At 73.0% G+C, this 22,184-nt stretch carries 18 protein-coding genes; 8 read left to right on the top strand and 10 right to left on the bottom strand.

Annotated elements, in window-relative coordinates; translation table 11 throughout:
* Positions 1-72: 72 nt before the first annotated feature.
* Positions 73-609: a phospholipase gene (locus tag AB0B39_RS30075; RefSeq protein ID WP_357575993.1), complete on the top strand. Its 537-nt coding sequence runs from the start codon at positions 73-75 to the stop codon at positions 607-609.
* Between the two features lie 88 nt (positions 610-697).
* Here the strand turns inward: AB0B39_RS30075 and AB0B39_RS30070 are convergent, their stop codons facing one another.
* Together AB0B39_RS30070 and AB0B39_RS30065 are read right to left on the bottom strand one after the other, a co-directional pair.
* Positions 698-3,544 (bottom strand): adenylate/guanylate cyclase domain-containing protein, encoded by a 2,847-nt coding sequence (locus AB0B39_RS30070; RefSeq protein WP_357494655.1) that lies wholly within the window; start codon positions 3,542-3,544, stop codon positions 698-700.
* 151 nt (positions 3,545-3,695) lie between these two features.
* Entirely contained in the window at positions 3,696-3,908 is a 213-nt protein-coding gene (locus AB0B39_RS30065; RefSeq protein ID WP_357575992.1) for a zinc ribbon domain-containing protein, read from the bottom strand.
* Positions 3,909-3,946: 38 nt separating this feature from the next.
* Between AB0B39_RS30065 and AB0B39_RS30060 the strand changes: the two genes are divergently transcribed.
* The 3 genes from AB0B39_RS30060 to AB0B39_RS30050 all read left to right on the top strand — a co-directional run bounded on the left by AB0B39_RS30060 (position 3,947) and on the right by AB0B39_RS30050 (position 10,029).
* Positions 3,947-5,569, top strand: a complete 1,623-nt coding sequence (locus tag AB0B39_RS30060) for a lytic murein transglycosylase (protein WP_357575991.1) — start codon at positions 3,947-3,949, stop codon at positions 5,567-5,569.
* 72 nt (positions 5,570-5,641) lie between these two features.
* Entirely contained in the window at positions 5,642-6,658 is a 1,017-nt protein-coding gene (locus AB0B39_RS30055) for a GNAT family N-acetyltransferase (protein ID WP_357494966.1), read from the top strand.
* 92 nt (positions 6,659-6,750) lie between these two features.
* Complete coding sequence (locus AB0B39_RS30050) at positions 6,751-10,029, top strand: lamin tail domain-containing protein (protein WP_357575990.1); 3,279 nt, start codon at positions 6,751-6,753, stop codon at positions 10,027-10,029.
* Between the two features lie 57 nt (positions 10,030-10,086).
* On the opposite strand, the gene AB0B39_RS30045 is transcribed toward AB0B39_RS30050, so the two are convergent.
* The gene (locus AB0B39_RS30045; protein WP_234582383.1) at positions 10,087-10,590 is read right to left on the bottom strand and encodes a helix-turn-helix transcriptional regulator; all 504 of its coding nucleotides are present in this window, start codon (positions 10,588-10,590) and stop codon (positions 10,087-10,089) included.
* A gap of 406 nt (positions 10,591-10,996) precedes the next feature.
* Entirely contained in the window at positions 10,997-11,344 is a 348-nt protein-coding gene (locus AB0B39_RS30040; RefSeq protein ID WP_357575989.1) for a MerR family transcriptional regulator, read from the bottom strand.
* A 57-nt stretch (positions 11,345-11,401) separates the two neighbouring features.
* Between AB0B39_RS30040 and AB0B39_RS30035 the strand changes: the two genes are divergently transcribed.
* Together AB0B39_RS30035 and AB0B39_RS30030 are read left to right on the top strand one after the other, a co-directional pair.
* Positions 11,402-11,977, top strand: coding sequence for an NAD(P)H-dependent oxidoreductase (locus tag AB0B39_RS30035; RefSeq protein ID WP_234582381.1), 576 nt, complete (start codon positions 11,402-11,404; stop codon positions 11,975-11,977).
* Between the two features lie 9 nt (positions 11,978-11,986).
* Positions 11,987-13,513: a DHA2 family efflux MFS transporter permease subunit gene (locus AB0B39_RS30030; protein ID WP_357575988.1), complete on the top strand. Its 1,527-nt coding sequence runs from the start codon at positions 11,987-11,989 to the stop codon at positions 13,511-13,513.
* Here AB0B39_RS30030 and hemB read toward each other — a convergent pair.
* Genes hemB through AB0B39_RS30005 form a run of 5 tightly spaced genes read right to left on the bottom strand, consistent with a single transcriptional unit; the run spans position 13,464 to position 19,155 of the window.
* The gene (gene hemB, locus AB0B39_RS30025) at positions 13,464-14,447 is read right to left on the bottom strand and encodes a porphobilinogen synthase (RefSeq protein ID WP_357575987.1); all 984 of its coding nucleotides are present in this window, start codon (positions 14,445-14,447) and stop codon (positions 13,464-13,466) included. The two genes, AB0B39_RS30030 and hemB, sit on opposite strands and share 50 nt — an antisense overlap.
* Before the next feature lie 22 nt (positions 14,448-14,469).
* Positions 14,470-16,050, bottom strand: a complete 1,581-nt coding sequence (locus AB0B39_RS30020; RefSeq protein WP_357494666.1) for a uroporphyrinogen-III synthase — start codon at positions 16,048-16,050, stop codon at positions 14,470-14,472.
* Positions 16,047-17,015: a hydroxymethylbilane synthase gene (hemC, locus tag AB0B39_RS30015; RefSeq protein WP_234582377.1), complete on the bottom strand. Its 969-nt coding sequence runs from the start codon at positions 17,013-17,015 to the stop codon at positions 16,047-16,049. Before hemC ends, AB0B39_RS30020 begins: the two co-directional genes overlap by 4 nt.
* Positions 17,012-18,388 carry a glutamyl-tRNA reductase gene (locus AB0B39_RS30010; RefSeq protein WP_357575986.1) on the bottom strand — a complete coding sequence of 459 codons (1,377 nt, stop codon included), beginning with the start codon at positions 18,386-18,388 and terminating at the stop codon, positions 17,012-17,014. The genes hemC and AB0B39_RS30010 overlap by 4 nt, the downstream gene beginning before the upstream one ends.
* Positions 18,385-19,155, bottom strand: a complete 771-nt coding sequence (locus tag AB0B39_RS30005; protein WP_234582375.1) for a redox-sensing transcriptional repressor Rex — start codon at positions 19,153-19,155, stop codon at positions 18,385-18,387. Before AB0B39_RS30005 ends, AB0B39_RS30010 begins: the two co-directional genes overlap by 4 nt.
* A 386-nt stretch (positions 19,156-19,541) precedes the next feature.
* Here AB0B39_RS30005 and AB0B39_RS30000 point away from each other — a divergent pair, with 386 nt between their 5' ends.
* Together AB0B39_RS30000 and AB0B39_RS29995 are read left to right on the top strand one after the other, a co-directional pair.
* Entirely contained in the window at positions 19,542-20,837 is a 1,296-nt protein-coding gene (locus tag AB0B39_RS30000) for a sensor histidine kinase (RefSeq protein WP_357494669.1), read from the top strand.
* A gap of 40 nt (positions 20,838-20,877) precedes the next feature.
* Entirely contained in the window at positions 20,878-21,531 is a 654-nt protein-coding gene (locus AB0B39_RS29995; protein ID WP_357494671.1) for a response regulator transcription factor, read from the top strand.
* On the opposite strand, the gene AB0B39_RS29990 is transcribed toward AB0B39_RS29995, so the two are convergent.
* On the bottom strand, positions 21,512-22,177 hold the full coding sequence (locus tag AB0B39_RS29990; protein ID WP_357575985.1) for an HAD hydrolase-like protein: 666 nt from the start codon (positions 22,175-22,177) through the stop codon (positions 21,512-21,514). The genes AB0B39_RS29995 and AB0B39_RS29990 overlap by 20 nt on opposite strands.
* Between the last annotated feature and the right edge of the window lie 7 nt (positions 22,178-22,184).

The following is a 22,184-nucleotide window of genomic DNA, read 5'->3' as shown; positions in this document are numbered from 1 at the left end:
GATCGACACTCATCGACATCCGGTAACCCGCCGGTAACTTCCGTCCCACCGCTCACCCCGCGGAGGTAAACCGTGCCCCGACGTCTCGCCACCCTGTTCGCCTCGGGCGCGCTCGCGCTGCTCGCCACCCTCGCCGTCGCCTCCCCCGCCGCCGCCGTCACCCCCGCGGAGCGACTGTCCGTGCTGTCGAGCTGGACCCAGACCAGCGCGTCCAGCTACAACTCCTGGAACAGCGCCCGCGTCAACCGGGCCCCCTGGAACGAGTACAACTTCGACTGGTCCACCGACTACTGCTCGTCCAGCCCGGACAACCCGCTCGGGTTCACCTTCAACCTGAGCTGCTACCGGCACGACTTCGGCTACCGCAACTACAAGGCGGTCGGCCAGTTCTCCGCCAACAAGTCCCGCCTGGACAACGCCTTCTACGCGGACCTGAAGCGGGTCTGCGTCACGTACAACACTGTCGTCCGCCCGGCCTGCTACAGCCTGGCCTGGACGTACTACCAGGCGGTGCACATCTTCGGCTCGGTGGCAGCCGTCCAGCAGGCCGACATCGACCGAGCCGCCCGCATGAAGGCCCAAGCCGAGGCCAAGGCCGCAACCCGCTAACCCCACCCCACCCGTCGCGTTGATCATGAAGTTGTTGCCCGTCCGCCCGGCGTGTCGCGGCAACAACTTCATGGTCAACGGTGGGAGGTCAGGCCCGTTCCGTTCGGGTTGCCGGATGGTGGCGGTTGGGGTCCGCCGGGTGCGGGGCCGGCGCGTGTTGGGACAGGTCGGTGCTGAAGCGGGTCGAATCCGCCGCCAGGTCCGGGTGTTCCACGTCCAGCGCCAGCGCCACGGCCTCGTCCAGGCCCATCTCGGCGCCCTCCCCGTACGCGTCGTCGAACGCCGCGTCGCCCGCCATCGCCCGCAGCTCCGCCTGCTGGTCGGCCCAGTAGCCGCCGTAGATGCCCGGTGTCGCTCGCATGCTCGCCCGGGTGGCCTGGGCCGCCCCGAACAGCCGGGCGGCCGTCAACCGGTCGCCACCGAGAGCGCAACGCACCGCGATCGCGTTGAGCGTGTCGCAGGCCCGGCCGTGGTAGCCGTGCCCCATCCGTGAACGCAACGCCACCAGCAGGTGCTCGTGCGCGGCGATCACGTCGCCCCGGGCCAGCGCGACCATCCCGAGCAGCATGTCCACCGAACGCCGGCCCCGCTCGACCGGCCGGGCAGCCTCCACCGGACGCGCCGCTCCCAGCAGCTCCGCCGCCTCCTCCAGCGCGCCGCGCCGCCACAGCAGCTCGGCCAGGCTGAACACGGCGAACAGCGCCTCGCCGACCACGTCCTGCCCGTGGGCCCAGTCGATGACCTCCCGACAGACCCGCTCGGCCTCGAAGAACTGGCCCATGTCCACCAACGGCGCGGCCCGGCCGGCGAGCACCCGGGCCAGCAGCCCGGCGTCGCCGGCCTGCCGGGCGGCCGCCTCCGCCCGCTGCGAGTAGCGCAACTCCTCCGCGAACTCGCCGTCGGCGCCGGCGTGCAGGGAATGCATGTGGTACGCCGCCGCCAGCTCCGCTTCCGGGATCCGCTCACCGGTCTCGGCGATCCGTCCGTACAGCCGGAACAGCCAGAGCCGGCCCTCCCGGGCCAGCCCGCGCTCGCGCCACCACTGGTCCAGCCCACCGGCCAGGCGGAGACCGGCACGGGCGCTGCCGCCGGTGGCACACCAGCGCAACGCGGACCGCAGCTCGTCGGCCAGCGGGTCGAGGGTGTAGAGCGACAACGTCACCGGCCGGCCGTCCGGCCCCAGGTGGGCCCGCTCCAGCGCGTGCGCCGACCAGGCCACGTGCCGGTCCCGGGCAGCCTGCTCCTCACCCGCCTCGGCCAGCCGTCGCGCCGCGTACGCCCGAATCGGGTCGAGCATCCGGTACGAACTGCCGGCGGCGCGCGGCTCGGCCAACACCATCGACTTGTCGACCAGCACCGACAGTGGATCCAGCGGGTCGTCGCCGAGCAGCCACTCCACCGTCGGCAGATCCACCGGCCCCGCGAAGACCGCCAGCCAGCGCAACAGCCGCGCGGCCCGGGGCCCCAACGTGCGGTACGACCAGGTGACGGTCGCCTGCATGGTCAGATGTCGTTCGGTGGCCGAACGCTGCACGGCCCTGCTCGCCGGGGTGGGCGGCGGTGTCCCGATCGCCGCTGCCACGAGGTCCACGGTGTCCTGTTGGTTGCCGGACCAGCCCCGCTCCACCGGCGGCGGATCCGGATCCTCCCGGCCGGCGTCCAACGTGCCGAGGACGTCGTCCAACCGCTCGGCCAGCTGACCCACCGAGAGCACCCGCAGCCGGGCGGCCGCCAACTCGATGGCGAGTGGCAGCCCGTCCAGCCGCTGCACCACCCGCCGCAGGTCGGCCGACTCGGACGGGTCGGGCCGCCGACCGCCACGGGCCGCCGCCGTACGGTCCAGCAGCAGCGCGACCGCGTCGCTCTCCACGCCGTCCGGACGGGGATCGACCGAGAGCGGCGGGATCCGCCAGACCACCTCGCCGGGCAGGCTGAACGACTCGCGGCTGGTCGCCACCACCCGCACCCCGCCCCCGCCGGAGAGCAGCCGTGAGATGACCTCGCCGCAGGCGGCCGGTTGTGTGTCGCAGGTGTCCAGCACGACAAGCATCCGGCGGGCGGCCGCGTACTCGACGAGGGTGTCCAGCATCGGGCGGCCCGGCTCGGGCCGCAGCCCGAGCACCGCGGCGATGGCGAACGCCACCAACCCCGGGTCGGTCACCGCGGCGATGTCGACGAACCAGACCCCGTCCGGGTACGCCTCGACGACGCTACCGGCCAACTCCACGGCGAGCCGGGTCTTCCCCGCGCCACCCGCGCCCAGCACGGTGACCAGTCGGTGCCGCTCGACCAACCGGCCCAGCTCGGCCCGCTCGACCTCCCGCCCGACGAACGAGGTCACCTGGGTCGGCAGGTTGTGCGCCACCGCGTCGGCGGTGCGGGGGCGGGGGAACTGCCGTTCCAGGCCGGGCGCGACCAGTTGGAACAGCCGCTCCCGGTCGTCGAAGCCACGCAACCGGTGCAGGCCCAGGTCCAGCAGGGTGGCGCCCGGGGGCAGCGGATCGGCCCGGCGGGCGGTGGACGCCGAACAGAGCACCTGACCGCCGTGCGCGGCGGCGGCCACCCGGGCGGCCCGGTGCACCTCGGGGCTCGCGTACTCGCCGTCGCGGGGCTCGGCGTAACCGGTGTGCAAGCCCATCCGCACCCGGGGCGCGGCCTCCTCGGTGGGCCAGTCGTGGCTCGCCAATGCCCGCTGGGCGGTCAGGCAGGCGGTCAGCGCCGCCGCCGCGTCGTCGAAGGCCAGGAAGAACGAGTCGCCCTCGGTCAGCAGCTCCGCGCCACCGGTGGCGGCCAGGGTGCGGCGCAGCAACCGGCGGTGCTCGGCGAGCACCGGGCGGTAGTCCGCGCCGAGCAGTTGAGCCAGCCGGGTCGAGCCCTCGATGTCGGTGAACACGAAGGTCACCCAACCGCTCGGGAGCTGGATCCGTGGCGACATGCGTGGAACCTCCGCCCGTGACGTCGGGTTCATGCTGCCTGACTCCGAGCGGTCACGCATCGTGAGAACGGCCGGGCACGTGCCGCCTCAAGGTGCCACTCGAACCCGCTCCCGGCAAGGCCAGCCACCGGCCGGCCACCGGAACGCCAGCTCAGCAGCCGCAGGCACCACCGCAACAGCCACCGCCACCAGCGGGAGCTTGCGCGCCACCAGTGCCCCGGCCGGTGACCGACACCGCCGAGAGCAGCTTGACCGTGTCGGCATGACCCTGCGGGCAGGTGGCCGGGGCGCCGGCCTCCGCCATCGGACGGTTGACCTCGAAAGTGTCGCCGCATGCGCGGCAGCGGAACTCGTACCGGGGCATGGCGATCAGGGTACGTGGGCCTGACGCTCGCCGGGGACATGAGTGATACTCGACGGGTGGTGGACGGCGAGGACAAAACGCGTGTGCAACCGCTTCGGCCGGCCGCGCCGCTGGACGGGCCGCTGGCCGAGTCGGGCGCCGCACCGGATCCGGCGCCCGCAGCCGTGCCCCGCCCCCGCCGGCCCTGGCTTCGCGGCGGCACGACCGACGCGAAGGCCAAGACTCCCGCGACGTCCGTGACCACCGACGCACCCCTTTCCCCGAACGTCGATACCCCGACCGGTGACCAGTTGGGGGCCACCGCCACCGGCGACCTCGCCCCCGCGAAGCCCTCTTCGGACACCACCGACCCCGACGCCCCAACCGCAGCCGCCGCCGGCAGCGCCGAAGCCGGCCGCGCCGGCGCGGAGGCCGACGACGCGAAGGCCGAGAGCCCGACGCGCGACGACGCCGAGGGCGACACCGCGAAGGCCGACAGCATCGGAGCCCCGAAGACCGACAACCCGCGAGCGGACACCGCGGAGGCCGAGAGCGCGAAGGTCGACGGCGCGAAGACCGACACCGCGAAGACCGACGACGCGAAGACCGACACCGCGAAGACCGACGGCGCGAAGGTCGACACCGCGACAGCGGCGGGCGCGACAGCCACCGACGTGACGGCGACCAAGGTGGACGGTGTCGCCGTGGTGCCGGTGCCCGAACGTGGCCGTCGGCGGCGGGTGCCGTTCGCGCACGCCGTACGGGTGCCACCGCCACGTCAGGCCGCGGTGACCGCCGCCCGGGCGACCCGCGCCTGGGCCCGCCGGCCCAGCGGACGACTCACGGTCCCGGGAGTCTTCCTGCTGGTCCTGGTGGCCGCGACCGCCGCGGCGGGGGCGTTGCTCGTCCCGGCGACCATCCGGGGATCCCGACCGGTGGCCGACGTCACGGCCGCGCCGACCGTGGCCCTGCCGCCGGCGGTGCCCCTCGACCCGCTGCCCACCGGTCCCCTGCCCACCGGGCCGATGCCGACCGCGCCGCTCCCCACCGGAGCGTTCCCCAGCGGCGGCATGCCGACCGGGCCGGCCGTCGGTCCGACGGCCGGCGGCCGTCCCTCGGACTCCCTGGCCGCCTGGGCGCAACAGGTCGCCGCCAAGGTCAACATTCCCGCGACCGCGGTGCAGGCGTACGGGTACGCCGAGGTGATGCTCGCCCAGACCAACCGCAGCTGCGCGCTGAGCTGGACGACGTTGGCCGCGATCGGCCAGGTCGAGTCCGGGCACGGCTCGGCCAACGGCGCGCGGTTGGGGGCGGACGGCAAGGCGCTGCCCCAGATCATCGGGCTGCCGTTGGACGGGAACGGCGGCCGGATGCGGATCATCGACACCGACCGCGGCGTCCTCGACAAGGACAGCACGTTCGACCGCGCGATCGGGCCGATGCAGTTCATCCCGACGACCTGGCAGGAGATCGGCGCGGACGCCGACCAGGATGGCGTCAAGGACCCGCACGACCTGGATGACGCCGCTCTGGCGGCCGGCAACTACCTGTGCAAGGGCGGCCGCAACCTCAGCATCCCGGGCGACTGGTGGAACGCGATCCTGTCGTACAACGACGTGCGCCAGTACGCCAAGGCCGTCTACGACACCGCTGACCGGTACGGACGGGCCAGCCGCACGTGATGTGATCGTCCGCGTACATTGGAGAACTGGACACTTCCCCCGAGCAGCCGTTAGCGGCAAGCTAGACGGGTGATGGTGCGCGAGTGGGACCCCAGGACCGCGTCGTCCGCCGAGATCGCGTCGCTGCTGACAACGCTGAACGCGGTGCTGGCGGCCGATCTGCCGCAGGACCCGCCGTGGCGGGAGACCTCCCTGCGGGAGTATCTCGGCGAGGTGATGCCCGGTGAGCGGCGGATCTCCTGGCTCGCTCAGGCCGAGCCGACCGCTCCCGGTGAGACGGGCGCCGTCCTCGGGCAGGTCCACGTGCTGCTCCTCGGCGACATCGGGGTGCTCGAGGTGCTGGTGCATCCCTCCGTCCGACGCAACGGCCTCGGCCGCGAGCTGGTGCTGCGCGCCGCCCGCCGCGTCTACCAGGAGGGTTTCCAGTCGATCGGGGTCGAGGTGGTCGGCGACACGCCGGCGGTGGGCTTCTACGAGTCGCTCGGCTTCACCCGGGAGTACGTGGAGACGCGCAGCGTTCTCGACCTGACCTCGGTGGACTGGGCCGAGCTGGCCGAGATGGCCACCGGGATCGGCGCGGGCTACCACCTGGAGTTCTACCCCGGTGGGCCACCGGACGACCTGATCGAGTCGTACGCGCGGGCCAAGGCCGAGGTGCGCGACGTCGACGACGGCGAGCTGCGTCCCAGCTCGTATGACCCGGAGCGGTTGCGGGACAGCCTGGACACCCTGCACCGGCGGGGCATGAAGCCGTACATCGTCCTGGCCCGGCACGAGCAGAGTGGTGAGGTGGCCGGCCTGACCGAGGTCGTGGTGCCGGCGCAGCACCCGACCCGCGCCGACCAGTACGACACGATCGTCGCGCAGGACCACCGGGGTTACGGCATCGACCGGGCGATCAAGGCGCGGATGCTGCTGGAACTGCGTTCCGCCGAGCCGGAGCTGGCCGAGGTGCAGACCTGGAACGCCCAGGCCAACGAGGCGATGCTCAAGGTCAACGCGGAGCTGGGCTACCGGCCCGACCGGGACTGGTGCGAATACAGCGTCGACGTCGCCGAGCTGGTGCACCGCATCGACCCGCCGCGCTGAGGAATTCACGAAACTGTCCGGTGGGGGATGGACGATGGACGGTTACGCACCTTAACGTGCGTTGACTCCCATCCACCCATCGTGGAGGCCCTATGCGCCCGCGCCGCACGACAGCCGCGCTCGCGATCGCCACCGCCGCAGTGACCGTCACGGCTCTCGGCGTCACACCCACCGCGGCCAGCGCCGCGCCCACCGACCTGTTCATCTCGGAGTACGTCGAAGGCTCGTCGAACAACAAGGCGATCGAGCTGTTCAACGGCACCGGCGCCGCCGTCGACCTCACCGCGGGCGGCTACCAGCTCCAGCTCTACTTCAACGGCTCCACCACCCCGACGAGCATCGCGCTGGCCGGGACCGTGGCCGCCGGGGACGCGTTCGTGTTCGCCAGCGCCTCGGCCGGGGCGGCCATCCTCGCCCAGGCCGACCAGACCACCGGCGCGAGCCTGTTCAACGGCGACGACGCGATAGTGCTGCGCCGGGGCGCCACGGTGCTCGACTCGATCGGCCAGGTGGGCGTCGACCCGGGCGCCGAGTGGGGCACGGGCGCGACCAGTACGGCGGACAACACGCTGCGCCGGCTGCCCACGGTGACGTCGGGCGACACCGACCCGTCGGACGCGTTCGACCCGGCCGCGCAGTGGACCGGTCTGCCCGTCGACACCTTCGACGGGCTCGGCTCGCACACCGTGGACGGCGGCGGCCCGGTCGATGCGCCGGCCACACTGACCTGTGGTGGGCCGCTGGTCACCGCCGCCGGGACGGCCGCGAGCCGCGAGGTGACCGCCGCCGACCCCGACGACACCATCGTCGACCTGGTGGTGACCGCGATCAGCCCGAGCCCGACCTCCGGCTCGATCACCCGTACCGCGTTCACCCCGGCCGATCAGGTGGGCGGCACCGCCCGCGCCACGATCAGCGCGAGCGCCGACCTCACCGCCGGGGCGTACACCGTCACCGTGACCACTACCGACGCGGGCGGTGGCACCGCCACCTGCGCGCTGGCCGTGCAGGTCACCCGGGAGCTGACCGTCGGCGAGGTGCAGGGTCCGACCACCGACGCCGAGTCCGGCCCCGCCGACCGGTCACCGCTCGCACCGGCGAGCGGCAACGGCACCAGCAGCACGATGTACGACGTCCGGGGCGTGATCACCCAGTTGACGCTCGCCCGGACGACGGCCGGTGCGGAGCAGAACGGGTTCTTCCTGCAGAGCCGCAGCGGTGACACCGACGGTGACCCGACCAGCTCCGACGGCGTCTTCGTGTTCATGGGCACGTTCACCTCGCTGGTCGGCGGCTACGTGCCGACCGTCGGCGACGAGGTGGTGCTCCGGGCCCGCGTGTCGGAGTACTACAACCTCACCCAGCTCTCCGGTGCGTCGCTGGTCCGCCGGATCGCCACCGGCCTGGACGTGGACACGACTGTCGCGGTGACCGACGCGGTGCCGCCGGTCGAGCTGACCGAGGCGCAGCGCTGGTGGGAGCGGCACGAGGGCGCCCGGCTGCGCGTTCGCGCGGGCAGCGGCGCGGTGAGCGGTCGCGACGTCTTCTCGTCCACGGCGGACGCGGAGCTGTGGGTCGTCGACCGGGACGACCCGCTGCTCGACCGCGCAGACCCGTACGCCCGACGCGTCTTCCGGGACTCCCACCCGCTGGACAACGACCCGAGCCGCCGCTTCGACGACGGCAACGGTCAGCGCGTGCTGCTCGGCAGCATGGGCGTGAAGGGCACCGCCGGGGACAGCACCGCGCTGCTCCCGCCGGCGCACACCTTCGACACCCTGCGCGCGGACGCGGTGGGCGGCGTCTACTACTCGTTCGAGAAGTACGGCGTGCAGGTCGAGCGGGCCGAGTTCGACGCCGGGGCCGACCCGTCGAAGAACAACCCGCCGAAGCCGGCCGACCGTTCCCAGGAGGTAGCGGTCGCCACGTACAACGTGGAGAACCTGTACGACTACCGCGACGACCCGTTCGACGGCTGCGACTTCGCCGGCAACTCCGGCTGCCCGGGCGTCAGCCCGCCGTTCGACTACGTGCCGAGCAGCGAGGCGGACTACCGGGAGCACCTGACGTCGCTCGCCGACCAGATCGTCTCCGATCTGCACGCGCCGGATCTGATCCTGGTGCAGGAGGCCGAGGACCAGGACATCTGCACGGTCTCCGGTGCGGCGCTGACCTGCGGCGACACCAACAACGCCGACGGTGCTCCGGACAGCATCCAGGAGTTGGCGCTCGCGGTGGCGGCGGCCGGCGGGCCGGCGTACGCCGCCACCTATGACCGGACCGGCGCGGACGCCCGCGGTATCACCGCCGCGTTCCTGTACCGCACAGACCGGCTGTCGTTGGCGGCCGCGACGGCGAACGACCCGCTGCTCGGCTCGACGCCGACCGTCCAGTACCGGGCCCCCGGACTGCCGGGCAACGCCGACGTGCAGAACCCGAAGGCCCTCAACGCGGTACTGCCGGCCGATGTGGACACCTCCACCGGCAAGGACGGCAACAACGTCTTCACCCGGGCACCCCAGCTGGGCAAGTTCACGGTCGCCGCGGCGCCCGGTGCGGCCGAGCGGTTCACCCTGTACGCGCTGAGCAACCACTACTCCTCCGGCCCGGACGGCCGGATCGGGCAGCGGCGGGAGCAGGCGACCTACGGCGCGGCGATCGTCACCGCGATCGAGGCGTCCGATCGGAGCGCCCGGGTGGTCTACGGCGGCGACCTGAACGTCTTCCCCCGCCCGGACGATCCCATCGCCACCGCCGCGCAGCCGACGCCGTCGGACCAGCTCGCCCCGCTCTACGAGGCCGGCCTGCACAACCTGTGGGACACCCTCGTCGCGCAGGTGCCCGCGTCGGCCTACTCGTACAGCTTCGAGGGGCAGGCGCAGACGCTCGACCACCTGTTCGTCAACGACGCGCTCTACGGTGACCTGGTGCAGGTGCGGGCGGCGCACGTCAACGCCGACTGGCCGGCGGAGTTCACTGGTGACGGGTCACGGGGCTCCAGCGACCACGACCCGCAGGTGGCCCGTTTCCGGTCCCGGGCGTCGTTGACCGTCGCCGACACGTCGGTGGTCGAGGGCGACCAGGGCACCCGTCAGCTCACCTTCACGGCGACCGTGTCCCGTCCGTTGTCCCAGCCGGTGCTGCTCTGCGCCGCGACCGTCGGCCTCACGGCGCAGGCGGGCTCGGACTTCGAGCCGTACGCCGGCTGCAAGGTGCTGGCCGCCGGTGACACCTCGGTGGCTTTCCCGGTCACCGTGCGGGGTGACCGGCGGCGCGAGTCGGACGAGAAGTTGACCCTGCTGGTGGCCGGGGTGCCCGGCCTGCGGCTGGCCGACCCCCTGGCGACCGGCACGATCACCAACGACGACTGAACGACGGCACTGACGGCCCACCCTCCGGTTTCCCCGGAGGGTGGGCCGTTCGCGGTGTCAGTAGTATTCATCGATGATCGGGGGCGGTGGCAGGTGCCGATGCTGCGCGACCCGCACCTCCCACTGGCTGCGTCGGCGCCGCGCCTCGCGGTCCGCCGAGCTGCGGTGGTAGGTCTCCGGTGGCCGTGCCAGGCCGTAGATGTCCCCCCACCACTCCCCCGGCTCAGGATCGAGGATCGTATCGAGGTGGGCGGGGTAGCGGCGTCCGGCGCCGTCGTGAACGTCGTCGCGGTCGACCATCGGTTGAATCACCCGGCCCTCCTGGTCCACCACCACCAGATAGAGCCCGGCCGCGCCGAGTAGGCGCTCCAGCACCGCCAGACTCGGTATCAGGCTGCCGGCCTCGACCTTGCCCACGGTCGACGGTGAGACCTTGGCGAAGCGGGCCATCTGGCGTTGCCCCAACCCCTTCATCCGACGGGCTCGCCGGACCAGGCCGGTGATGGGAAACCGCCCGACGGTCGGGCCGGGTGGCGAAGGAGGAACGAGTGCGGAGGCCATCCGACAACCATTCTCGGCCGAGACCTGCCTCTCAACCCCTGTGGATAACCCTGTGGAAAGCTGGCCGGCTCAGGGACTCGCCGCACCCCGCACGCATCCTTTGCTCTGCTTCAACGGAGGCGACAGTGGGAGGCTCTCAGTGTTGCCTCCGCTGAAGCAGAGCAAAGGACCTCAAGGTGGGCCGTGGGCCGTGGGCCTTGCCGTGGGGCCGTGGGCCGTGGGCCTTGCCGTGGGCGGTGGGCCGTGGGCCTTGCCGTGGGCCTTGGGCCCGTGCCGGTGAGCTGCTCGCCGCCGTCATCCGGATGGCCGTGGTTGACCAGCCGGGGCACCTGCCCTGATCGTCAGGGCGCGCGGACGACGATCAGCGGACTGCGGACTGCGGACTGCGGACTGCGGACGGTCGAGGTCAGAGGTCGCAGAGGCGGCGGCCGGAGCCGATGTCGTCCAGTGCCGCGTGCAGGTCGCGGATGCGCCGCTCGGCCTCGGCGGTCAGCCGATCGTGCAGGCCCTCCCAGTCGGCCAGTTGGGGGCCGGGTGGCAGGGCCGCGAGCAGGTCGCGGATCTCGTTGACGGTCAGGCCGACGCGCTGGGCCACGCGCGCCACCCTGATCCGACAGGCCGCGTCGGCGTCGAAGCGCCGCTGGTTGCCGCCGGTGCGGGCAGCCGTGATCAGGCCCTGCCGCTCGTAGAACCGCACGGCGGAACCGCTGACCCCGCTGTCGCGGGCCACCTCGCCGACCGTCAACGTGCCCATCGCCACTCCCCCGCCGCCATTGACTTCACCATTAGTTCAAGTCCTAGCGTCCGAGTCATGACTACGCAAGAGGACACCGCACCGCCGACCGTCGCCGTGCTCGTCGGGAGCGTCCGGCAACCTCGGGTGGGCCGCTCGATCGCCGACTGGTTCGTCGCCCACGGGAGCCGCCGTACGGACCTCGACCTGGACCTCGTGGACCTCGCCGAGGTGGCGCTGCCCTTCGCCGACACCCCTCCCGGGGGCAATTCGGCCAGCCCGATCAGTGCCCGGTTGGCTGCCGCCGACGCGTTCGTCGTGGTGACACCCGAGTACAACCACAGCTTCCCGGCCGCCCTGAAGAACGCCATCGACTGGCACTACCGGGAGTGGGCCCGCAAGCCGGTGGCCTTCGTGTCGTACGGCGCGGGCTCCGGCGGCATCCGCGCGGTCGAGCAGCTCCGGCTGGTCTTCGCCGAGGTGCAGGCCGCCACGACCCGCTCCGGGGTGGTGCTCCGGGCTCCCTGGGAGCGACTCGACGTCGCCGGTCGGCTGGTCGACGACGAGCCGCTGCGGCAGGCTGCCGACGCCACGCTGAGCGAGCTGGCCTGGTGGGCCGAGGCGCTGCGCGCCGCCCGCCAGGTCCGGCCCTGAGCCGCCGACATGGATGCGTCCGCGCGACGGCTCGGCTGGTACCTGACCCTGGGTGGTCTGCTCGCGGTGATCGACACCACGGTCACCGTGGTGGCCCTGCCGAGACTGGTCGACGACCTCGACACCGACCTCACCACGATCGGCTGGGTCACCAGCGGCTATGCGCTCGCCCTGGTCGCGGTGATGCCCACCGCCGCCTGGGCGATCGGCCGCTTCGGCGCCCGCCGCACCTACCTGACCGCGCTGCTGCTGTTCACCGTCGGCTCCGTGCTGGCCGGTGCCGCCTGGAGCGTCGGGTCGCTCATCGCGTTCCGGGTGCTCCAGGGGCTCGGCGGTGGACTGCTCAACCCGGTCGGGATGGCCGTCGCGCTCGCCGCGGTGCCGCCGGGGCGACGCGGACGGATGATGAGCCTGCTCGGCCTTCCGGTGCTGGTCGGGCCCCTGATCGGGCCGGTGCTGGGTGGGCTGCTGCTCGATCACGCGTCCTGGCGGTGGATCTTCTGGATCAACCTGCCGGTGGGGCTGTTGGCGATGGTGCTCGGCCGGTCGGTACTGCCGGTCGCCGACCCGCGACGAGCACCGGTCCGGCTGGACGTCCTCGGGCTGCTGCTGCTCTGCCCCGGTCTGGCGCTGGCGGTCTACGGGCTCAGCGTCACCGGCGAGCGGGGCGGGGTCGTCACCACGTCCGTGCTGCTGCCGCTCGTGCTCGGCGCCATGCTGGTGGTCACCTTCGCCTGGCGGGCCGGCCGGGTACGGCAGCCGCTGCTGCGCCTTGCCGTGCTGCGCGCGCCAGGGATGACCCCCGGCGCGGCGACTGTGGCGTTCTTCGCCGCCGGATACTTCGGCTCGTTCCTGATCATCCCGGCCTACGTGCAGGTGGTACGCGGTGACTCGGCCACCCTGGCCGGGGTGATCGGCATCCCGCAGGCGCTGACCACCGGTCTGATGCTCCAGGTCGCGACCCGGCTCGTCGATCGCGTCTCGGCGCGGCGGGTCGTCGGGCTCGGCATCGCCATGGCAGTGGCCGGCACTGTGGCCCGGGTGCTGGTGCTCGACGCCGACACGTCGTACCCGCTGCTGGCCACGCTGGGTGCGGTCATCGGCCTGGGCATGGGTGCGACCCTGATGCCGACGATGACAGCGGCCAGCCGGTCGCTTCCGCCCGACGACCTGCCGTCCGGCTCCACGCTGCTCACCACCGTGTCGCACACCTCGGTCGCGGCCGGCACGGCGCTGATCGCCGCCGCCCTGTCCTGGCTGGCGGACCGGCTCGCCCCGACCCTGGGCGGCGGGGGCATCACGGCAGCCAACCGGCTCGGCCCGGCCAGCCGGCTCGACCTCGCGCCGGAACTGGCGCAGGCCACCCAACTCGCGCTTGCGGTGTCGGCCGTGCTGTTGGCGCTCGCCTGGCTGACCAGCCGGAGGCTCCCGGCCGCCGTCGCGGGCGCCGACGAGGTGGCCACCCCGACGGGACCCGCGGACCCGGTCAGTAGCGCTGGCGGAGCAGACCGGCGGCTTCGACCGCCCAGTAGGTGAGGATGATCTGCGCGCCGGCCCGCTTGATCGAGGTGAGCGTCTCCAACATCACCCGCTCCCGGTCGATCCAGCCGTTCGCGGCGGCTGCCTCGACCATCGCGTACTCCCCGGAGACCTGGTAGGCGGCGACCGGGACGTCCACCGCGGCCCGCACCGCCGACACCACGTCGAGGTAGGGCAGCGCCGGCTTGACCATCACCAGGTCGGCGCCCTCGGCGACGTCGAGCGCCACCTCGCGCAGCGACTCGCGCAGGTTGGCCGGATCCTGCTGGTAGGTGCGCCGGTCGCCCTCCAGCGCGGACTCCACCGCCTCCCGGAACGGGCCGTAGAACGCCGAGGCGTACTTCGCGGCGTACGCCAGCACCGCCACATCCTGGTGGCCGGCGGCGTCGAGCGCCCGGCGGGCCACGCCGACCTGGCCGTCCATCATCCCGGACGGCCCGACCATGTGCACCCCGGCTTCGGCCTGGGCAACAGCCATCTCGGCGTACGCGGCCAGGGTCGCGTCGTTGTCCACCTCACCGTCCGCGGTGAGCACGCCGCAGTGCCCGTGCGAGGTGAACTCGTCCAGGCACAGGTCGCTCATCACGACAGTGCTGTCGCCCACCTCGGACACCACGTCGCGGATGGCGACGTTCAGGATGCCGTTCGGGTCGAGGCCACCGGACCCGGTCGGGTCACGCTGCTCCGGCACCCCGAAGAGCATGATCCCGCCGGCGCCGGCCTGGACCGCCTCGGTGGCCGCCTTGCGCAGGGAGTCCCGGGAGTGCTGAAGCACCCCCGGGAGCGACCCGATTGCGCGCGGCTCGGTCAGCCCTTCCTTGACGAACATCGGCACGACCAGCTCGGCCGGGTCGACCCTGGTCTCGGACACCAGCCGGCGGATCGCCGGGGTGCGGCGCAGGCGGCGGGGCCGGATCTCGGGGTACGACATGAAAGGGCCCTCCTGGAGACGACTACCGGAAGCGGAGGGCGGTCGGCCCCTGCACCTTCGAGCCACGGCGCTGCTTGGCCGGCATGGCGGCCAGCTTCTCGCGCAACTCGACGGCGTAGGCGGCGAGCGCCTCCACCAGGTCGGGCACCGAGGCGTGCGGTGGCTGGACGTCGACCCGAAGGCCGAACTCCGTCGCGGTCTCCGCCGTCTTGGGCCCAATCACGGCAACAACCGTCCGCGCGTGCGGCTTCCCGGCGATGCCGACCAGGTTCCGCACAGTGGAAGAAGACGTGAAGAGGACCGCGTCGAACCCGCCCGACTTGATCGCGTCGCGGATCTCGGCGGGCGGCGGCGCGGCCCGCACCGTCCGGTACGCGGTCACGTCGTCGACCTCCCAGCCGCGCTCGGTGAGCCCGGCGGCGAGCGTCTCGGTGGCGATGTCGGCGCGCGGCAGCAGCACCCGACCGACCGGGTCGAGGATCTCGTCGTGCGGCGAGAACTCGGCAAGCAGCCCCTCGGAGGACTGCTCCCCGGCGGGGATCAGCTCCGGCTGGATGCCGAACGCGCGGACCGCGTCAGCGGTCGCCTCGCCGATGCAGGCGATCTTGACGCCGCCGAAGTGCCGGGCGTCCAGGCCGTGCTCGGCGAACTTCTCCCAGACCGCGCGGACCGCGTTCACCGAGGTGAAGATCACCCAGGCGTACCGGCCGTCGACCAGGCCCTTGACGGCCCGCTCCATCTGGGCCGGGGTGCGCGGCGGCTCGACAGCGATGGTCGGCACCTCGCACGGGATCGCCCCGTACGCCCGCAGCCGGGCGCTCATCGCGCCGGCCTGCTCCTTGGTGCGGGGCACCAACACCTTCCAGCCGTACAGCGGGCGGTTCTCCCACCAGCTCATCTTGTCGCGCTGGCCCACACCCGCGCCGATGGTGAGCACCACCCGGCCGGTGAAGCCGAGCGCGGCGGCCACGAAGCTGTCCACGGTCGACGTGGTCGTGTACTGGGTCTCGCCGGTGCCGTCGCCGGTCACCCCGACGCCTGTGGTGCCGTCGACCCCGGCGGCCAGCAGGCCGTCCCGGACGGCGGCGAGGTCACCGGCGTCCACCGCGAGCGCGAGCGAACCCCGGCCGACGGCCGCGGCCAGCGCCTCGAAGTCCAGCGTGCTGACGTCCTCGACGTCGGCGGCGGTACGCACACCCGGCAGCGGGACCCCCGCGTAGGTGGCGACGCCCTCTGCCTGGCCGACACCCGGCACCACCTCGAAGTGGGCGGCGGTGCGGGCCACCGCCTGCACCTCCTTGACCACCGAGTCGTGGCCGAACGGGTCACCGGCAACCAGGTGCACCGCGTTCAGCCCGGACCGGGCGGCGGAGATCAGCACCTTCGCCACGTCCCCCGGCGCACCTTCGGCCGGGGTGAACTCGGCGTCCTCTCTGGCCTCGGCGCGGACGACGGCGAGCAGCGACTCGGGGACTCCCCGGTCGTAGATCACCTGGTCGGCGTCGACCAGGGCGTCGTGCGCCCGACGGGTCAGCAGGCCCGGGTCGCCGGGGCCAGCCCCGACGAACGCGATACGGCCGACGGGCTTACGGGTGCGGGTCATTCTGTGCTCCCAAATTGCTGGGTCCCCGGGCCGGTGTGTCCTTCGTGGCCGAGGATCGAGTCGGCGCCGAGTTCGAGGAGTTCGGCGGCGAGTGCCTTACCGATCTCCGCCGCGTCGGCGGGCGTTCCGGTGCGGGACAGCCGGAGGTCACGAGTGCCGTCCGGGCTGATCACCGCCCCGCGCAGGTAGATCTCATCGCCGGCGTCACCTTCGGCGAGTTCCGCATAGGCGGCGACGGGTGCGCTGCACCCGGCCTCCAGGGTTGCCAGCAACGCGCGCTCCGCGGTGACCGCGGCGCGCGACGGTGCGTGGTCGAGCGTCCCGAGCAGCTCGACCAGTTCCTGGTCGTCGACCCGGCACTCCACGGCCAGCGCGCCCTGGGCGGGCGCGGGCAGCATGAGCATCGGGTCGAGCGTCTCGGTGATCGCGTCGGTCCGGCCGATCCGGGCCAGTCCGGCCCGGGCCAGCACGATCGCGTCGAGGTCGGCCTCGGGGCCGAGCACCCGCGCCAGGCGGGTGTCGATGTTGCCGCGGATCGGGGTGACCTCCAGTTGCAGCCCGAGGGCGTGCAGCTGGGCGATGCGGCGCAGCGCGCCGGTGCCAACTGTGGCGCCGGGCGGCAGCTCGGCGAGCGTCCGCCCGCCCTGGGCGATCAGCGCGTCGCGCGGGTCCTGTCGGGCCGGCACGGCGGCGATGTGCAGCCCGGCGGCGCCGGCCGTCGGCAGATCCTTGTAGGAGTGCACGGCGAAGTCGATCGTCCGGGCGGTCAGCGCGTCCCGCAGCGCGGAGACGAACACCCCGACGCCGAGCCGGTGCACCGGAGCGCTGGAGCGGTCGCCGGCGGTGACCACCTCGACGAGCTCGACCGGGCGGCCGGTGGCGGCGGTCAACGCCTCGGCGACGTGGCCGGACTGGGCCATCGCCAGGGCGCTGCCCCGGGTGCCGAGGCGCAGGGGGGCGGTCATCGCGCACCTCCGGTGGGCGGGATCTGCTCGGTGGCGTCGGAGCCGGTCACCGGGGCGTTGGTGGGGGTCAGCACGTCGGGGACGGTGTCCACCGGCGAGGTCTGCGGCACCTGGAGGTCGAACAGCTCGCGCAGCAGAGCCGCGTACTGGTCGCCACCGGGCTCGGCCGCGAGCTGGCGGACCTTGACGGTGGGCTGGTGCAGCAGCCGCTGCACCACGCGGTGCACCGTACGGGCCACCTCGGCCCGCAGGTCGTCGCCGAGGTCGGGACGGCGCTGGGCCAGCCGACGCAGCTCAGCGGTGACGACGTCGTCGGCACGACCGCGCAGCGCCGCCACGGTGGGTGCCACGTCGGCGCCGCGCAGCCAGGTGAGGAAGCCCTCCACCTCGCCGAGCACGATCCGCTCGACGGCGGCGGCGTCCGCCGCGGCCGGACCGTCGGCGAGCAGCGTCGCCATCCGGTCGATGTCGATCACCTCGACGCCGGGCAGGTCGGCGACGCCCTCCTCGACGTCGCGCGGGACGGCCAGGTCGAGCAGGACCAGCGGGCCCCGCGCGGGGCTCCGCTCGGCGAGCGCGGCACCGACCACCGCGCGGGTGAGGACCGGTTCAGTGGACGCGGTGGCGGCCACTACGATGTCCACTGTGGAGAGCGTTGCGGCCAGCTCGGTCATCGGCGCGGCGTCCGCCCCGTACGACTCGGCGAGCCGGACGGCCCGGTCGATGCCCCGGTTGGTGACCGTGAGCGGCCCGGCGCCCTGCCGGGACAGCGTGGCCACCCCGAGCGACCCCATCGCGCCGGCCCCGATCACCAGGGCCGGGTGGCCGGCGAGGTTGCCGTCGAGGTGCCCGGCGGCCAGCTCCAACGCGGCGGTGACGACGCTCTGGCCGGCCCGGTCGATGCCGGTCTCGGCGTGGGCCCGCTTGCCGACGCGCAGCGCCTGCTGCATCAGCTCGTGCAGCAGGCGGCCGGCCGAGTCGGCGCCGGTGGCCCAGTGGTACGCGTCACGCAGCTGGCCGAGGATCTGCGCCTCGCCCACGACCATCGAGTCCAGCCCGCTGGCGACCCGGAAGACGTGGTCCACGGCGGCGGTGTCGTAGTGCACGTAGAGGTGGCTGGCGAGCGCCGCCGGCGAGCTGTCGGCCTGCTCGGCCAGCACGGCGCAGATGTCGCCGAGCCCGCCGTGGAATCCGGACACGGCGGCGTAGACCTCCACCCGGTTGCAGGTGGAGACGAGCACCGCCTCGCTCACGTACGGCTGGGCGACCAGGCGGTCCAGGGTGCGGGTGAGGTCGGCGGGGGGCACGGCCAGCTGCTCCAGCGTGGCGACCGGGGCGGTCCGGTAGGACGCGCCGACGACGAGCAGTTTCACGTGCCGATCGCCTCCTGGGTGTCGGTGGCCGCGAGCCCGCCGGGCAGGGCCGTGAGAGCGGACCCGCCGGTGGCGGGCAGCGCGGTCAGCGACGCCTTGCGGTGCTCGTGGAAGGACAGAATCTGCAGCTCGATGGCGAGGTCGACCTTGCGCACGTCGACCCCCTCCGGAACAGAGAGTACGCACGGCGCGAAGTTGAGGATGCTCGTCACGCCGACCGCGACCAGCTGATCGGCGACCCGCTGGGCCGCGGCGGCCGGTGTGGCGATCACGCCGATCGCGATGGATTCCTCCGTGGCGACCGCCGGCAGCTCGTCGACATGCCGGACAACCAGGCCGTTGATCTCTTCGCCGACCCGGGAGGGATCGGCGTCCAGCAGTGCGGCGATCCGGAAGCCGCGGCTGGCGAAGCCGTCGTAGCCGGCCAGAGCGTGACCGAGATTACCCACGCCGACCAGGGCGACAGCGCGACGCTGAGTGAGCCCGAGCACGTACTCGATCTGCTCGATCAGCAACGCGACGTCGTAGCCGACGCCACGGGTGCCGTACGAGCCGAGGTGGGAGAGGTCCTTGCGGAGCTTGGCGGAGTTGACCCCGGCGGCGGCCGAGAGGCCCTCGCTGGAGATCGTCTCGTGCCCGGCGTCGGCGAGGTTGTGCAGCGCGCGCAGGTATTCCGGGAGCCGAGCGACGGTCGCCTCGGGCAGATCCGGGAGCGCCGGTACGGCACCGGCGCGGCCGGGCGCACCTGGGTGACGGTGCTGACTCATGAGACTCCGTGCGGTGCGATCCTCGGCCAACTCCGCTGGTCGGCCGCTTATGGACTCCCGCTGGCGACCGAGGTTGCCGGCTGTGCTAGCAGGGCGCGTCGGAACTACAGAGTAGGCGCTTGTGAAGACGTGCACAAATCGCGATCTTGTCGCTCCGGGACGCGACCCCACCAGCCCCTCCATTCCACAAGATCGATTGAGCGGCCCTGCGCGCCCGCCACCCCTGGCGATTATTGCTCAATCCCGACTTCTCTGACCAATCCCGCGTCGGCCGGTCCCGGCGGTGGTAGGGCCTGGTCACAGGGGCGGCGGTAGGGACAGCACTACGGGGGAGAGGCGGGGCTTCGGGATGGGGACACCGAGCCCCCATGCCTAGCCTTTGGGCTATGACCGCCGTTGCCGCCAGCGACCATCCGACGCTGGCACCGAGCATCCCCCGCCAGCTCTTCGTCGACTCCGGGTACGTGCTGCTCGGCCTCCCCCTCGCGGTGGCCAGCTTCGTCGTCCTCCTCGCGGGCCTCGTGGCCGGTGTCGGCCTGGTGGTCACCGTGATCGGCCTGCCGATCCTCAGCGGCACCCTGTACGCGGCCCGGGGGCTGGCCGACATCGAACGACTGCGGCTGCCCGCCGTGCTGGGACAACCCCGGATCCGGCCGCACTACCGGATGCCGGAGGCGGGCGCGAACGCCTGGCGGCGGATCTTCCTGCCGATGCGCGACGCCCAGTCCTGGCTCGACCTGGCACACGGCATCCTGCGGATGATCGTGGCGCTGGTCACCTTCGTGCTGGCGGTGGCCTGGTGGATCGCCGCAGCCGCCGGCTCCCTCTACTGGGTGTACGACTGGACGCTGCCGCACGGCGCGGACGACAGCGACCTGGCCCAACTGCTCGGCCTGGGCGACTCGACCACGGCCCGGATCGGGGTGACCACCGCGATCGGGGTGTTCTTCCTGATCACGCTGCCGATCGTGGTCCGGGGCTGCGCGCTGCTCCAGGCCAGCTTCGCCAAGGCCCTGCTGACCGGGGTGGCCGAGATGCGGGACCGGATCACCGTGCTGGAGGAGCAGAAGCGGGCCGCCGTGTCCGCCGAGGCGTCCGCGCTGCGCCGGCTCGAACGCGACATCCACGACGGCCCCCAGCAGCGCCTCGTCCGGCTCGCGATGGACCTCAGCCGGGCCCGGATGCAGCTCGCCTCCGACCCGGAGGCCGCCGGCCGGACCATCGACGAGGCGGTGACCCAGACCCGGGAGACGCTGGCCGAGCTGCGGGCGCTGTCCCGGGGCATCGCCCCGCCGATCCTGGTCGACAGGGGCCTGCCCAGCGCCCTGGCCGCGCTCGCCGGGCGCGGGCTCATCCCGATCGAGCTTCAGGTGGACCGGCAGCTCGGCACGCCGGGCGGACGGCTCGATCCGGCGGTGGAGAACACCGCGTACTTCGTGGTGGCCGAGGCGTTGACCAACATCGCCAAGCACAGCCGGGCCACCGAGGCAGTGGTCGCCGTGACCCGCCAGGACACCCAGCTCCAGGTGCGGGTGGGCGACGACGGGCAGGGCGGCGCCCACATCGCCAAGGGCCACGGGCTGGCCGGCATCGCCGACCGGGTCCGGGCGGCAGGCGGGGAGCTGGCGGTGGTGAGCCCGAGCGGCGGGCCCACCGAGATCCGTGCGGAGCTTCCGCTGTGAACCAACGGGAACGGGGCCGGACGTGGTAGACACCACAGCCATGCGCATCGTGATCGCGGACGACGCCGTCCTGCTCCGGGAGGGGCTGGTGCGGCTGCTGACCGAGAGCGGACACCAGGTGGTGGCCGCCGTCGGGGACGGCGACGCGCTGGTCGAGGCGGTGGTGGAGCACCGGCCGGACGTGTCGATCGTCGACGTCCGGATGCCGCCGTCGCACACCGACGAGGGTCTGCGGGCGGCGGTGGAGGCACGCCGGCTGGTGCCGCGTACGCCGATCCTGGTGCTCTCCCAGTACGTCGAGGTCTCGTACGCCGATGATCTGCTGGCCACCACCGGCGGCGCCGGCGGTGGTATCGGCTACCTGCTCAAGGACCGGGTCGCCGCGATCGACGAGTTCCTGGACGCGCTGCGCAGGGTGGCGGCCGGCGGCACGGTGCTCGACCCGGACGTGGTCGGCCAGCTCTTCGCCCGACGCCGCCGCGACGACCCGCTCAGTGAGCTGACCCCCCGCGAGCGCGAGGTGCTCGCCCTGATGGCCGAGGGCCGGTCGAACACGGCCATCGCCCGCGCCCTGGTGGTCAGCGACGGCGCGGTGGAGAAGCACGTGCGCAACATCTTCACCAAGCTCACGCTCCCGCCGGACACCGAGCAGCACCGGCGGGTGCTGGCCGTCCTCACCTACCTGCGGAACTGACCTCCCGGGCGGCCAGGGCCACCGCGTCGGTGAGGGTGTCGGCGACCGGGTGGCCGGAGGCGCGCAGCCGGGCCGGGTCGGTGAAGCCGCCGGTGTAGAGCACCGCCCGGCCGCCCACCGCGAGGGCCGCGTCCGCGTCGTCGATGGAGTCGCCGATCAGCACCACCGCGCCGCCGTCCACGCCCAGCTCGGCCAGGTGCCGCTGCAGCGACTCGGCCTTGCGGTCGCCGCCGACAGTGGCCCGCAGGCCGTCGACGCGGGTGAAGTGGCCGGTCAGGCCGTAGGTGTGCACGGTGGGCACCAGCTCCTCGTGGAACCACATGGACAGCAGACTCTGACTGCCCTCCCAGGCGGCCATCGCGGACTGCGCGTCGGCCGCCAGCTCGCAGGTCGTCAGGCCGCTGCGGTACGCGTCGTGGAAGATCCGGTCGAGGCGGCCGAACGCGTCGTCGTCGACAGCCTGACCGAGCACCTCGGCGTAGTAGTCGGCGATCGGCCGGCGGAACCGCGTCCGGTGCTCGTCGAGGGTGACCGTCGGCCCGCCCACGCTGGCGAACGCGGCGTTGGTGGCGGCCACCACCAGGCTGAGGTCGTTGAGCAGGGTGCCGTTCCAGTCCCAGACCAGGTGGGAGCGCGCAGGGGTCATCACAGCA

It is taken from the genome of Micromonospora sp. NPDC049114 (genome assembly GCF_040648635.1).
Lineage (GTDB): Bacteria > Actinomycetota > Actinomycetes > Mycobacteriales > Micromonosporaceae > Micromonospora.
This window is presented reverse-complemented; position numbering and strand designations above follow the sequence as displayed.